Annotated in this window: 9 protein-coding genes, 2 tRNA genes and 3 rRNA genes; 10 read left to right on the top strand and 4 right to left on the bottom strand. The window is 53.4% G+C overall.

Translation table 11 applies throughout. The features are described from left to right. The first annotated feature begins 8 nt into the window (after window positions 1–8). The 10 genes from SynMITS9220_RS11695 to SynMITS9220_RS11650 all read left to right on the top strand — a co-directional run bounded on the left by SynMITS9220_RS11695 (window position 9) and on the right by SynMITS9220_RS11650 (window position 11,278). Entirely contained in the window at window positions 9–1,406 is a 1,398-nt protein-coding gene (locus tag SynMITS9220_RS11695) for a TIGR03279 family radical SAM protein (RefSeq protein ID WP_186989407.1), read from the top strand. A 24-nt stretch (window positions 1,407–1,430) separates the two neighbouring features. Then, window positions 1,431–3,104 carry a TolC family protein gene (locus SynMITS9220_RS11690; RefSeq protein WP_370594338.1) on the top strand — a complete coding sequence of 558 codons (1,674 nt, stop codon included), beginning with the start codon at window positions 1,431–1,433 and terminating at the stop codon, window positions 3,102–3,104. Between the two features lie 70 nt (window positions 3,105–3,174). Further along, window positions 3,175–3,921: an inositol monophosphatase family protein gene (locus tag SynMITS9220_RS11685; RefSeq protein WP_186992189.1), complete on the top strand. Its 747-nt coding sequence runs from the start codon at window positions 3,175–3,177 to the stop codon at window positions 3,919–3,921. Between the two features lie 600 nt (window positions 3,922–4,521). Then, window positions 4,522–6,006, top strand: a 16S ribosomal RNA gene (locus SynMITS9220_RS11680). A gap of 183 nt (window positions 6,007–6,189) precedes the next feature. After that, a tRNA-Ile gene (locus SynMITS9220_RS11675) sits at window positions 6,190–6,263 on the top strand. 9 nt (window positions 6,264–6,272) lie between these two features. After that, window positions 6,273–6,345: transfer RNA gene (locus SynMITS9220_RS11670), tRNA-Ala, on the top strand. A gap of 394 nt (window positions 6,346–6,739) precedes the next feature. Beyond that, window positions 6,740–9,605: ribosomal RNA gene (locus SynMITS9220_RS11665) — 23S ribosomal RNA — on the top strand. 116 nt (window positions 9,606–9,721) lie between these two features. Further along, a 5S ribosomal RNA gene (rrf, locus tag SynMITS9220_RS11660) occupies window positions 9,722–9,838 on the top strand. Together the 16S, 23S and 5S rRNA genes with 2 tRNA genes alongside form the textbook arrangement of a ribosomal RNA operon. A gap of 104 nt (window positions 9,839–9,942) precedes the next feature. Next, entirely contained in the window at window positions 9,943–10,878 is a 936-nt protein-coding gene (locus SynMITS9220_RS11655) for a YihY/virulence factor BrkB family protein (protein WP_186989405.1), read from the top strand. A 49-nt stretch (window positions 10,879–10,927) separates the two neighbouring features. Beyond that, window positions 10,928–11,278 carry a hypothetical protein gene (locus SynMITS9220_RS11650; protein WP_186989403.1) on the top strand — a complete coding sequence of 117 codons (351 nt, stop codon included), beginning with the start codon at window positions 10,928–10,930 and terminating at the stop codon, window positions 11,276–11,278. A gap of 20 nt (window positions 11,279–11,298) precedes the next feature. Here SynMITS9220_RS11650 and SynMITS9220_RS11645 read toward each other — a convergent pair whose 3' ends face one another. The 4 genes from SynMITS9220_RS11645 to SynMITS9220_RS11630 are packed head-to-tail and all read right to left on the bottom strand — an operon-like array spanning window position 11,299 to window position 13,313. After that, complete coding sequence (locus SynMITS9220_RS11645; RefSeq protein ID WP_186992187.1) at window positions 11,299–11,670, bottom strand: DUF2834 domain-containing protein; 372 nt, start codon at window positions 11,668–11,670, stop codon at window positions 11,299–11,301. Continuing rightward, the gene (xseB, locus tag SynMITS9220_RS11640; protein ID WP_186989401.1) at window positions 11,663–11,944 is read right to left on the bottom strand and encodes an exodeoxyribonuclease VII small subunit; all 282 of its coding nucleotides are present in this window, start codon (window positions 11,942–11,944) and stop codon (window positions 11,663–11,665) included. Before xseB ends, SynMITS9220_RS11645 begins: the two co-directional genes overlap by 8 nt. A gap of 45 nt (window positions 11,945–11,989) precedes the next feature. After that, complete coding sequence (gene xseA, locus SynMITS9220_RS11635) at window positions 11,990–13,147, bottom strand: exodeoxyribonuclease VII large subunit (protein ID WP_186989398.1); 1,158 nt, start codon at window positions 13,145–13,147, stop codon at window positions 11,990–11,992. Then, window positions 13,137–13,313, bottom strand: coding sequence for a hypothetical protein (locus tag SynMITS9220_RS11630; RefSeq protein WP_369818458.1), 177 nt, complete (start codon window positions 13,311–13,313; stop codon window positions 13,137–13,139). The genes xseA and SynMITS9220_RS11630 overlap by 11 nt, the downstream gene beginning before the upstream one ends. Window positions 13,314–13,427 lie beyond the last annotated feature (114 nt).

The raw sequence follows: 13,427 nt of genomic DNA, 5'->3' as shown, positions 1-13,427 counted from the left end.
TCCTTGCTGTGTGGAATGAGCCTTCCGCAGGAGTTGCTGTCACGGCTCTGGATCCTGCAAGCCCCTCACGACAGCCAGAACCTGCGGTTGTGGCTTCAGTCGAGTCAGGTTCCATTGGAGAGGAACTGGGATTTGAACCAGGAGATCAGCTGCTCAGCATCAATGGAGTCCGTCCCCGAGATCTCATTGATTACCGCTACCTCATTGTTGAGGAGGAGCTGACGCTTGAGATTCGTGACAGCGCCGGTGAGCTGCATTGCGTCGAGTTGGAGAAGGATGCCGACGATGGTTTGGGGCTTGGTTTCACCGAAGCTCTCTTTGATGGCCTTCGTCAATGCACCAACCGTTGCCCCTTCTGCTTTATCGACCAGCAGCCGCCTGGCCATCGAGACAGTCTTTACCTCAAAGATGACGATTATCGACTCAGCTTTCTTTACGGCTCCTATCTCACTCTCACCAACCTGAGTGATGCCGATTGGGAGCGGATTGAGCAGCAACGGCTGACACCGCTTTTCGTGTCAGTGCATGCAACAGACCCCGATCTGCGCTCCACTCTTCTCGAGAATCCACGAGCAGGAAAGCTGCTGCAGCAGCTGGAGTGGTTTGCGCAGCGCAAGTTGCAGATTCATGCGCAGGTGGTGGTGTGTCCAGGTCTCAATGACGGTGATGCACTCGTCAACACCCTGTGCGATCTCGCTCGTTTTGCAGGTGTTGAGTGGCCTGCTGTGCTTTCAGCGGCAGTGGTGCCGGTGGGCCTGACACGCTTCCGACCGCCTGGTGATGGGTTGCGGGCCGTCACCCCTGAAGATGCCTCGAGGGTGATTGATGCAGTGGAACCGCTGCAGTCGGAGTTCCAAGGGCGTTTCGGCAGTCGTTTTGTTTGGCTGTCGGATGAGTGGTATCTGATTGCGGGTCGTCCCCTTCCCCCTCGCGTCAGCTACGAGGATCTCCCTCAGCAAGAAAATGGTGTGGGAACGATCCGGGCGTTCCTCGAGTCGCTGGATGAGGCCACGGAATCATTGCCAGAGCGTGTTGTTGCGCCGCTGCGCAGCAGCTGGGTGGTGGGTCGTCTCGTCGATAAGGCTCTGGAGACCGTCACTGAGCGCCTCAACGGGATTGAAGGCGTCTGCCTGCAGATGCATGGTCTTCCTAGTCCCTACTGGGGACAGGATCAGGTGGTCACCGGTCTGTTGACTGGTCAGGATTTGCTGGATGGCCTCAAGGATCAGGACCTGGGGGATCAGTTGCTGTTGCCATCAGTGATGTTGCGGCAGGGCCAGCCTGTATTCCTCGATGACATGACTTTGGACCAGGTTCAGGCACAACTTCCTGTCCCGATTCGGATTGTTCATGGAGCAGCTGACATCGTGGCTGCAGTGCTCGGTGATCTAGAAAAAACCACCTAAAGTTCTCCTAGAACTGGATTCAATGTGCGCCGGACAGCTGCAAGCCTTTTTCTGATTGCAGGCTTTGCGCCCTTTCATCTCGCTGGAGTTGCTTCCGCTCAAGAGTCTTTGGAAGCGTCCTCAGACAACGGTGCTGCTCTGATCGATCAGAGCACTCTGCCGACGGCCATTGAACTGAAGGGATCCAGGCCTCAGGCAGACCCCTCAGTTTTGCCTCCAGCAGCAACAACACTGCCGGACACCCTCGATTCACTGAACGCATCACCGAGCCTTGCTCTGCCCAATCAGCCGGGTCAGGTGCGCATTCGAGAGCTCAGACCGCTCACGCTCGCTGAAGTTGAACAGCTGGCTGAAGTCAACAATCCAGGGTTGAAAGCTGTGGCTCTCCAGGTTCAGCAGGCTAAGTCGAGCTTGAGAGCAGCGATCGCCAGTTGGTATCCAACTCTCAATCTCACCGCTAACGGTCTGCCTCAATACCTGGCTGGTGAACAGCAATCTTTCGCTTCTGGGCAGAGCGGAACCCTCACTAAAAGTAAAATTTCCACGGCCAATTTCGCTGCTCAGCTGAATTGGAATTTAATTGATCCTGGCCGTGTTCCTGAGATTGCCTCAGCACGCGATACTTTTGAGAAATCTCGAGACTCTTACCTCATCGCTCTCAGAGATCTTCGCCTATCTGCGGCGACTGCCTATTACGATCTCCAGCGCTATGACGAACAGGTGAATGTTGGTAAGCAGTCTGTGGCTGCTTCTCTAATTAGCTTGCGAGATGCACGGGCTCGTTATCAGGCAGGAGTCGCAACCAAGCTCGAAGTGCTTGAAGCTGAAACTCAACTTGCTCGAGACCAAGATATTCTGACCGGTAATCTTAATTTCCAGGCCCGATCCCGTCGGGACTTGGCAAGGATTACTGATTTGCCGCAGGATGTAACTCCGACTGCCGCTTCGCCCTCACGAGTTGTTGGGATTTGGCAGCCATCACTTCAGGAAAGTATCGTTGCGGCCTATGCCTTCCGAGAAGAGCTCGATCAAATTATTCTTGATATTTCAATTAATAATAGCAATGCAAATGCTGCTTTGTCTGGTGTGCAGCCAGTCCTAAGTATCTTTAATAATTTTAATGCACAGAGATTCCAGGGTCAGGCCAGAGCTGTCCCTCCCGTTAATACTGATGCCTACGGTTGGACCGCTGACAATACCGTCGGTCTTGCGGCAACTTGGAATATTTTTGATGGGGGACGCGCTCGTGCTCAGTATCGACGAAACAAGCAGGCTGCCGATGCAAGTGCTTATGAATTTGCCGATCAACGTGGAAAAATTCGCCTTCAAGTTGAGCAAAGCTTCTACGATCTACGAGACAACCAACAAGCAATCCGTACAACTTCTCGAGAAGTGTTATCTCAGCGAGAAGCGTTGCGTCTCGCCAGGCTTCGATTCCAGGCAGGTGTAGCGACGCAGCGTGAGGTGGTTGATAATCAGAGGGATCTCACAAGAGCTCAGCTTCGTTATGTTGACGCTCTTGTTGATTACAACATCACCATTGCCGAGTTGAGGAGGTATACCGGACTGGATGAGGTTGCGTCCTGTCCGCGTTTGGATTTACCCGCCGAAAAATCTCAATCATTATCGATAGAAGAGTTTCCGATCGAGCCAACTCCGCTTATACCCGCCTGCCAAGCTTCTCTGCTGGGATCTTGATGATGAGGCAACGTTGACCTCAAGATTCCTCAACCCCCAGCAGTTACTTGCCGTTCATCAGCTGCTCGACATGGTCGCAGATCGGCAAAGACAGGATTTCGGAAACATCGTTTCCGATACCAAGGCAGATGGATCCTTGATCACCGCTTGTGACCGATGGAGCGATGAGGCGTTGGTCAATGGTCTCTCTGCACTGGCTCCCGCTGAATTCACCCTCAGTGAGGAGGGAGAGAAAGCATGTCCATCTTCCTCTGCCTTCTGGGTCGTAGATCCTCTCGACGGCACCACCAATTTCGCTGCCGGAATCCCTTATTGGGCGATTTCTGTGGCTCGTTTTGTCGACGGCCGACCGACTGAGGCTTTTCTGGACATCCCCTCTCTGCGTCAACGGATTGTGGCGATTCGCGGGCGAGGAGCCTGGCGCAACGGCAAAGCTCTTTCTCCAGAGACTCGTCTTCAGTCAGGCAGTACCTGTGTTTCGCTCTGTAGTCGAGCAATTCGGGTGCTGCAACGCCGGCATCAGGATCCTTTCCCCGGAAAAATTCGCTTGCTTGGTGTTGCCAGCCTGAATCTGGTCAGCGTCGCCATGGGACAGACCGTTGCAGCCCTGGAGGCCACACCCAAGATCTGGGATCTGGCAGCAGCCTGGCTGGTTCTCAGCGAATTGGGCTGTCCCCTGCAATGGCTTGATCACGATCCGGCGGCGCTGACGCCTGGACAAGATCTTTCCGATGTCAGTTTTCCTGTGATCGCAGCGAGTTCGCAGGCTGAACTTGAGCGTCTCAGGCCCTGGGGAGAGTCGTTGCTGCTTCCCTGATTGGCTGATCAGTTGCGTCAGGGGGTGTTTGTGAGTTATGTTTTTGGACTGCGCGGCAGGCGGAAGCCTGGAGCGCAGTCACTGAGCATGAAGAGCGCGAGCTTGTAATGTTTAGGGGTGCTTACAAGGCCAAGAGGGAGCGATCCCACGGTGTTGTAGGTTTCACAAGCGGTCGCGAGACCGCACCGCCAACCGTTCCTGAGAGGGAACGCGACGGCAGAACCTGGACAATCGAAAAGTTTAGGAACTGACGCTTTCATCGCGTCGAGTTTTGATTGCTGAGCTGAAAGGTTTGGTGATTGAGCTTGATGATATAGCGATGTAAGTGTGAGGTCCCGTCAACAATTTTTAGTTGCAAAGAAGCAACGTGCTTACAAGATTAGAAGTTTTCACGAGCTTTTGATGTTGTCGGTGTGCGCGTTGTGGAGCAACGACCGGATCTGAGATCCTGGAAAGTCACGAGGGAGAGATTCTAAGTGCACTCTTAAGAACCCTTCTGTCAGAGGAAGGTGGTTTTAACTGCAATCAGTGCGCCAGTGCTGATGAGTGGGTAAAGCAAATCAAGTTGAAGAGGTGAAAGCCTTTAAGAGGACTTGATCTACAACGGAGAGTTTGATCCTGGCTCAGGATGAACGCTGGCGGCGTGCTTAACACATGCAAGTCGAACGAACCTTCGGGTTAGTGGCGGACGGGTGAGTAACGCGTGGGAATCTGCCCTCAGGAGGGGGATAACGGCTGGAAACGGCCGCTAATACCCCATATGCCGAGAGGTGAAATGAATTTCGCCTGAGGATGAGCCCGCGTCTGATTAGCTAGTTGGTGAGGTAAGAGCTCACCAAGGCATCGATCAGTAGCTGGTCTGAGAGGATGATCAGCCACACTGGGACTGAGACACGGCCCAGACTCCTACGGGAGGCAGCAGTGGGGAATTTTCCGCAATGGGCGAAAGCCTGACGGAGCAACGCCGCGTGAGGGATGAAGGCCTCTGGGCTGTAAACCTCTTTTCTCAAGGAAGAAGATCTGACGGTACTTGAGGAATAAGCCACGGCTAATTCCGTGCCAGCAGCCGCGGTAATACGGGAGTGGCAAGCGTTATCCGGAATTATTGGGCGTAAAGCGTCCGCAGGCGGCCTTTCAAGTCTGCTGTTAAAACGTGGAGCTTAACTCCATCATGGCAGTGGAAACTGTTGGGCTTGAGTGTGGTAGGGGCAGAGGGAATTCCCGGTGTAGCGGTGAAATGCGTAGATATCGGGAAGAACACCAGTGGCGAAGGCGCTCTGCTGGGCCATAACTGACGCTCATGGACGAAAGCCAGGGGAGCGAAAGGGATTAGATACCCCTGTAGTCCTGGCCGTAAACGATGAACACTAGGTGTCGGGGGAATCGACCCCCTCGGTGTCGTAGCCAACGCGTTAAGTGTTCCGCCTGGGGAGTACGCACGCAAGTGTGAAACTCAAAGGAATTGACGGGGGCCCGCACAAGCGGTGGAGTATGTGGTTTAATTCGATGCAACGCGAAGAACCTTACCAGGGTTTGACATCCTGCGAATCTCTTGGAAACGAGAGAGTGCCCTCGGGAACGCAGTGACAGGTGGTGCATGGCTGTCGTCAGCTCGTGTCGTGAGATGTTGGGTTAAGTCCCGCAACGAGCGCAACCCACGTCTTTAGTTGCCAGCATTTAGTTGGGCACTCTAGAGAGACCGCCGGTGATAAACCGGAGGAAGGTGTGGATGACGTCAAGTCATCATGCCCCTTACATCCTGGGCTACACACGTACTACAATGCTACGGACAAAGAGCAGCAAGTTCGCGAGGACAAGCAAATCTCATAAACCGTGGCTCAGTTCAGATCGTAGGCTGCAACTCGCCTACGTGAAGGAGGAATCGCTAGTAATCGCAGGTCAGCATACTGCGGTGAATACGTTCCCGGGCCTTGTACACACCGCCCGTCACACCATGGAAGTTGGCCACGCCCGAAGCCGTTACTCCAACCCTTGTGGAGGAGGACGTCGAAGGTGGGGCTGATGACTGGGGTGAAGTCGTAACAAGGTAGCCGTACCGGAAGGTGCGGCTGGATCACCTCCTAACAGGGAGACAAACAATGATTTTGATGTCTGAGTACTTAATTCTTAGGCCGAAATCCTGTCACCTTAGGTCGATCGGTACCTCAATTTTGAAGTCAAGAATACATAGAGATATGGATTGCTTGATGGAAATTTTCAGTTCCTAAACTTTGTCTAGGTCACATCCCACAAGGGTTGAGTCTTCCTGGGCCATTAGCTCAGGTGGTTAGAGCGCACCCCTGATAAGGGTGAGGTCCCTGGTTCAAGTCCAGGATGGCCCATTCGGTGTTGGGGGTTTAGCTCAGTTGGTAGAGCGCCTGCTTTGCAAGCAGGATGTCAGGAGTTCGAGTCTCCTAACCTCCACTGATCGAACTCAATCTCCATCTTCTGAATGATGGAAGGTGAACTCGAATGTGATGTGATTTAGATGTGTCCGCTGGCATGACCCCAGCTTCCTGTCATTCCGAAATGACGTGAATTATCATGATCTTTTGGTTGATAAGATGCTGGGCTCGAACTGTTTAAGCAGTTTGATGTCTAGCAGAACCTTGACAACTGCATAGGAAAAAGTCTGTAAGAATAAAGCATCTCTCATGGATGCATCATTCTTTTTTAGGATGATGTCAATTCTTGAGCAAGAGCCGAGACTCCATAACGTTCTTCTAATTGTGTCGAGCAATTGGGAGTTTGATGATTGATTCAGCAATGAATCGTTCAGAATCTGTTTCAACGACAGCAAGCGTTTTGGAGATTAAATGGTCAAGCTACAAAGAGCTCACGGCGGATACCTTGGCACACAGAGGCGATGAAGGACGTGGTTACCTGCGATAAGTCTCGGGGAGCTGGAAACACGCTTTGATCCGGGAATTTCCGAATGGGGCAACCCTTAGAACGGCCAGCTGAATCCATAGGCTGGCACGAGCCAACCCAGCGAACTGAAACATCTTAGTAGCTGGAGGAAAGGAAAGTAAAAACGACTCCCTGAGTAGCGGCGAGCGAACGGGGAAGAGCCTAAACCGATGGTTTCGACCATCGGGGTTGTGGGACAGCAATGTGGAAAAGGGATGTTAGTGGAAGTGTTTGAAAGACACGCCAAAGAAGGTGAAAGCCCCGTACACGAAAACTGAACTGACCTAGCTGTATCCCGAGTAGCACGGAGCACGTGAAATTCCGTGTGAATCCGCGAGGACCACCTCGTAAGGCTAAGTACTACTGTGTGACCGATAGCGAAACAGTACCGCGAGGGAAAGGTGAAAAGAACCCCGGGAGGGGAGTGAAATAGAACATGAAACCGTGAGCTTACAAGCAATGGGAGCCCGACTTATCGGGTGACCGTGTGCCTGTTGAAGAATGAGCCGGCGACTTATAGGTACTGGCGGGTTAAACCGGAAATGGTGGAGCCATAGCGAAAGCGAGTCTGAATAGGGCGTTTGTCAGTATTTATAGACCCGAACCCGGGTGATCTAACCATGGCCAGGATGAAGCTTGGGTGATACCAAGTGGAGGTCCCAACCAACTGACGTTGAAAAGTCACTGGATGAGCTGTGGTTAGCGGTGAAATGCCAATCGAACCCGGAGCTAGCTGGTTCTCCCCGAAATACGTTGAGGCGTAGCGTCTCGTGCTCCAGCAGGGGGGTAAAGCCACCATTTCGGTGCGGGCTGCGAGAGCGGTACCAAATCGAGATGAACTCTGAATACCCTGTGTGTAGCGAGGCAGTCAGACTGTGGGGGATAAGCTCCATGGTCGAGAGGGAAACAGCCCAGACCGCCAGCTAAGGTCCCCAAATCAACGCTAAGTGATAAAGGAGGTGGGATTGCCCAGACAACCAGGAGGTTTGCCTAGAAGCAGCCATCCTCAAAGGAGTGCGTAATAGCTCACTGGTCGAGCGATCCTGCGCCGAAAATGAACGGGGCTAAGCGTTGTACCGAAGCTGCGGATTTATGGTAGGGGAGCGTTCTATGTGGGGCGAAGCGTTAGCGTGAGCGGGCGTGGACTGCATGGAAGTGAGAATGTCGGCTTGAGTAGCGAAAACATGGGTGAGAATCCCATGCACCGAAACCCTAAGGGTTCCTCCGGCAGGCTCGTCCGCGGAGGGTTAGTCTGGTCCTAAGGTCAGGCCGAAAGGCGTAGTCGATGGATAACAGGTCAACATTCCTGTACCGGTTATGTTTTGGGAAGAGGGACGGAGAAGGCTAGCCGAGCCAGACGTTGGTTACTGGTTCAAGCGTTCGAGGCTATGAGGAGCGGCGAAAACGTTCCGAGCTGAGGCGTGAGTACGAGCTGCTACGGCAGCGAAGTCGGTGATGTCATGCTTCCAAGAAAAGCTCTATACCCGTTAAGGCATAACTGCCAGTACCCGAAACCGACACAGGTGGGGTGGTAGAGAATACCGAGGTGCGCGAGGTAACTCTCTCTAAGGAACTCGGCAAATTAGCCCCGTAACTTCGGGAGAAGGGGTGCCACCGCAAGGTGGTCGCAGTGAAAAGGCCCTGGCGACTGTTTACCAAAAACACAGGTCTCCGCTAAGTCGCAAGACGATGTATGGGGGCTGACGCCTGCCCAGTGCCGGAAGGTTAAGGAAGCCGGTCAGCGTAAGCGAAGCTGGCGACTGAAGCCCCGGTGAACGGCGGCCGTAACTATAACGGTCCTAAGGTAGCGAAATTCCTTGTCGGGTAAGTTCCGACCCGCACGAAAGGCGTAACGATCAGGGCGCTGTCTCGGAGAGAGGCTCGGCGAAATAGAATTGTCTGTGAAGATGCGGACTACATACACCCGGACAGAAAGACCCTATGAAGCTTTACTGTAGCTTGGTATTGTGCCCGGGCTCTGAATGCGCAGGATAGGTGGGAGACGTTGATCTAGTGCTCGTGGGTACTAGGGAGTCAATGGTGAGATACCACTCTTTCAGAGCTAGGGTTCTAACGTTCACCCGTTATCCGGGGAGCGGACAGTATCAGGTGGGCAGTTTGACTGGGGCGGTCGCCTCCTAAAAGGTAACGGAGGCGCACAAAGGTTTCCTCAGGCTGGTTGGAAATCAGCTGACGAGTGCAAAAGCAGAAGGAAGCTTGACTGTGAGACCTACAAGTCGAACAGGGACGAAAGTCGGTTTTAGTGATCCGACGGTTCTGAGTGGAAGGGCCGTCGCTCAACGGATAAAAGTTACTCTAGGGATAACAGGCTGATCTCCCCCAAGAGTTCACATCGACGGGGAGGTTTGGCACCTCGATGTCGGCTCATCGCAACCTGGGGCTGAAGTCGGTCCCAAGGGTTGGGCTGTTCGCCCATTAAAGCGGTACGCGAGCTGGGTTCAGAACGTCGTGAGACAGTTCGGTCCATATCCGGTGTATGCGTAGGAATATTGAGAGGATTTCTCCCTAGTACGAGAGGACCGGGAGGAACGCACCTCTGGTGTACCAGTTATCGTGCCAACGGTAAACGCTGGGTAGCCATGTGCGGAGTGGATAACCGCTGAAAGCATCTAAGTGGGAAGCCCACCTCAAGATGAGTATTCCCATGGGGTAACCCAGTAAGGTCACGGGAAGAACACCCGTTGATAGGCTCTACGTCGAAGTCCAGTAATGGATGCAGCGGAGGAGTACTAATAGACCGAGGGCTTGACCATGATTTGGTTCTTGCCTGAGGCGATGATTTATTCGATTCAGACGCATGATCAACGATGAAAGTTGTTGGTGATGTCCTATGCAGTTCTCAGGGTTCAACCTTGGGAATGTTTTCTATCCTGGTGTCCATAGCGTTGTGGAACCACTCCGATCCATCTCGAACTCGGTTGTGAAACGCAGCAGCGGCGACGATATTTGGGGGGTAGCCCCCTGAGAAAATAGCTCGATGCCAGGTAAAACATTTCTATCACGCATGTGATGCGAAGAAAGCCACCCTTGAGGGGTGGCTTTTTTTGTGCCTTGGCGCGCTAGTTTGGATCGATAACTTTGACAGAATTCATGGCGGAGATGCTGTCGATTCGTCAAATTTGCCGCTCTCTTTGGAGGGCTTGTCTGCGTTGGGCGTCTTTTGATTGTGTTGATCTCAGTGCCGCTTTCGCTTACTACACACTTCAGTCAATCTTCCCGATTCTGCTGATTTCATTGTCTTTGGCGTCCTGGCTTCTGGGACGGCAGCCGAACCTTGATGATCAAATTCTGATCTATGTCGGCGGTGTACTTCCGCCTCCTGCGGTTGAGATCATTCGCCAAACTCTTCAGCAACTTGTTTCCCAGGGATTTGGTGCTGGCCTCCTTGGTGCAGCCGTTTTGTTGGTCACTGCTGGCAATGTTTATTTGACATTGCAGCGTGGAGCTGACCGTTTATGGCGTGATGTGTTGCAGCCATTGCCTGATGTATTGCCGCTTGGAGCTCAGGCTTATCGCTTTGTGCGGGTGAGAATCGAAGCCTTTTTCGTTGTGATTTTGATAGGCCTTCTCATCGTTGTTGATCAAATCAGCGTCAATCTGCGAATGGCACCGGCGGCGTTTGTTGATGAGCTGGCTCGCTCCTTGCCCTGGCTAACTGATATTTTTCCTGATTTGCCTGTGCTTCAGTTTGGTCGATTGTTGATTCCTTTTCTGGGTTTCTCAGGCATGGCTTTGTTGTTGCAGTTCTTGCTTCCAAGTCGAAAAGTTCCTTTTGTGCCATTGATTCCTGGCTCCTTACTGATCGGGTTTTTGCTGACAATCCTCAATCTTGCTGTCAGTCGAAGTGTTTTGTCACTGGGGTCTCGATTTCAAGCCTATGGCGTTATCGGCGGAGTCCTTGTGTTGACATTGTGGATCTGGATGGTTGGCGTTGTGATTTATTTCGGACAGTGCTGGAGTGTGGAGCTGGCCAATATGCGTATGAAGAAGGGCGGTGATCCGTTCTTTCCTGTCGTTCCAGATTGACCTGAATCAGAGATCATAGAGATCATTCATTCAACGGGATTTGGTTGATATGGGTCGACTGCCTCCTCTGGTCTGGCTCCTGGCCCTCTTGTTGTTGCTGCCGACGCCTCTCGGTAGAGCATTGATCGATGTGATTGGCGGAGTGGCCTTAGTTCTGCTGACACTCCCTGTGATCCTTGGGGGTGTGGGTTGGATTGGCTGGAAGGTGTTGCAAAGCCGAATGCAGGTTTGTCCCAACTGCGGTTCAGCATCGTTGCAGGCAACCCCAGTTTGTGCTGTTTGTGGGTCTTCTTTTTCAACAGCCGATACCTCCAGTGTTGCTAACTCGAAGGTTGAAGTTGATTCAACCCCTGCCAGTTCTGTCACGATTGATGTGACTGCGGAAGATGTAGAAAACTGAGGCGGATCTGGTTGGCTTGGTCACTCAGGCATTGGATCGATCGGTTGATTCTCTTTTTCAAGCTCCACAAGACGGCGTTCACGCAAATGCAGAAAGAAGGGTCCACCGCAGGCAAACGACACGGTTACGCAGAGCAGCAAGGAGACCCACCAGCGTTTGACCTGCAAACGGCGCCCTTCAATGGTGATCCAGATGGTGAATGCCGTGGCGCCGATGATCAGATCGCGGCTGAGGGATCGTGACGCTGCAGTCAGATTGGCATCCCTGATGAAGCCACTGAGATCGAAGCCTGAGCCCGTTCCCGTCTGCATGAATTCCAGATTGGCTTGCCAGGGCAAGACGGCACCCAGCACGGCCAGAAACATATAGCTCCAGATCAGAACACTACGCATCATTCCGCTGCTCAAAGGTCTCAGTGGTCAATGTTTCTTGATTGAGTTGAAGAATATTCTGTTCTGTTTGGCTGAGGAGTTGTTCACATCGATTCAGATAAATCTCTGCTCGTTGATAACTGCTCTGAAGTTCGGATAACGGTAGAGCTTCATCCTGAAGTCTTGCTAGGAGCAGGTCGAGAGCCTGAAGCGCCTCCTCATAGTTCAGTGCTTCAGCTTGCTTGCGCCAAGTCGCCTGTGGATCGTTCTTGATCGTTTGGGATTTTTTCGGCATGGAGAAAAGTGGGCGTTGGCATCAATTCAGAGGGTTTCGTCTGGGTCAAGGGGATCCAATGTTGGCCTGAACGGATTGGACAGTCACGCCGATCTGCCCATCTCGAAGCTGAATCACCAGATCGTCATTGGGCTTGGCTTCACTCACCGACTCCAGCACTGTGCCGTTGAGCTGCATCACCTTGGCAAAACCTCGCCTCAACCAGCGATCTGGTGAGAGGGCCTTCAGTAGTTGCTGGCGTTGATCCAACTGCAGTCGACTGCGCTGCAGCACAGTTTGTGGCTGAACACTTTGCAGCAGTTGATGCTTCTGCCGCAGCCGCTCTCGTTCTCGTTTGAAACGCCATTGTTGTTGTTGAACCAACTGCAAACGTTGCTGCCGGACTGTTTGCAAGGCTGAGTCTCGACTCGGAAAGAGGCTGACGATCGCCGCGGTGGGGGTGGCAGCTCGGTGATCCGCCACCAGATCGGCCACGGTGAGGTCGTCTTCGTGCCCCAGACCTGTCACGACCGGACAGCAGAAAGAGGCAATGGCACGACAGACCTGTTCGTCGTCGAACACCATGAGATCCTCTCGGCTTCCTCCTCCTCTGGCCAGAACCAGAGCATCCAGCTTCAACTGAGGTTGCACCTGGTTGAGTTGCTCCAGTGCTGCGCAGATTTGTGGAGCGACGGAGCCCTGAACTGGGATTGGAACAATCAGCAGCTCGGCCAGTGGCCATCGCTCTCTGGCTGTTCTCAGCATGTCCGCCAAGGCTGAACTGGGCACGCTCGTTAACAGCGCAATTCGAGTTGGGACTAACGGCAGCTGTCTTCGAGCTGCTGGATCAATCAACCCTTCTGATGCCAGCAGCGCTTTGACAGCTTCAAAGCGTCGCTCCACGGTGGAGAGACTCGGGCGGATGTCGATGGCCTGTACGGCGAGACTGGCTCGTGCCGCCCAGAAATTCAGCTTTCCCACCACCGTGATGCCGTCTCCGTCCGCCGGCACGTAATCGAGCTGGTTTAACCGTGAGGCCCAGCAGACCACCGTGATGGTGGCCTCCCCATCGGTGAGGTTCATCCAGAGATGTCCCTTTTTGACCTGGGGTCGTGATGCACTGCCCTGGACCAGAAAACGGGGGGCGAAACCACGCTCGAGCAGTGAGCCGACAGCGCTGTTGAGCTCCTTGACGGAGTAGCTGGGGATAGCGTTAGCGATCAAGGCGGCGATAGGCGAAACCCCAGTAGATGCAGATAGCACCAGCGATCACACTGAGGATGCGGCCCCATTGCTGGTCCAGCTGGGTCAGCCCGATCGACAGAAGCACCAGTGCACTGCTCAGCAACCTGGCACCATCGCGGCGATTGCCGGCGAAGAAACGGGGCAAGGGCAGAGAACAACTCTGCATACTCTCTCGCAGCGACGGCAGACATTGAAAAACCCCACCGGCATGCCGTAGGGGTTTTGGAGTGCTTATCGCTTTCAGTGGGTGATCTCGCGA

The sequence above is a fragment of the Synechococcus sp. MIT S9220 genome (assembly GCF_014304815.1).
Lineage (GTDB): Bacteria > Cyanobacteriota > Cyanobacteriia > PCC-6307 > Cyanobiaceae > Synechococcus_C.
This window is presented reverse-complemented; position numbering and strand designations above follow the sequence as displayed.

Coding starts and splice junctions, on each gene's coding strand:
- SynMITS9220_RS11685 (WP_186992189.1), top strand. CDS start 3,175: ATGGTCGCAGATCGGCAAAGACAGGATTTCGGAAACATCGTTTCCGAT.
- SynMITS9220_RS11655 (WP_186989405.1), top strand. CDS start 9,943: ATGGCGGAGATGCTGTCGATTCGTCAAATTTGCCGCTCTCTTTGGAGG.
- SynMITS9220_RS11650 (WP_186989403.1), top strand. CDS start 10,928: ATGGGTCGACTGCCTCCTCTGGTCTGGCTCCTGGCCCTCTTGTTGTTG.
- SynMITS9220_RS11645 (WP_186992187.1), bottom strand. CDS start 11,670: ATGCGTAGTGTTCTGATCTGGAGCTATATGTTTCTGGCCGTGCTGGGT.
- xseB (WP_186989401.1), bottom strand. CDS start 11,944: ATGCCGAAAAAATCCCAAACGATCAAGAACGATCCACAGGCGACTTGG.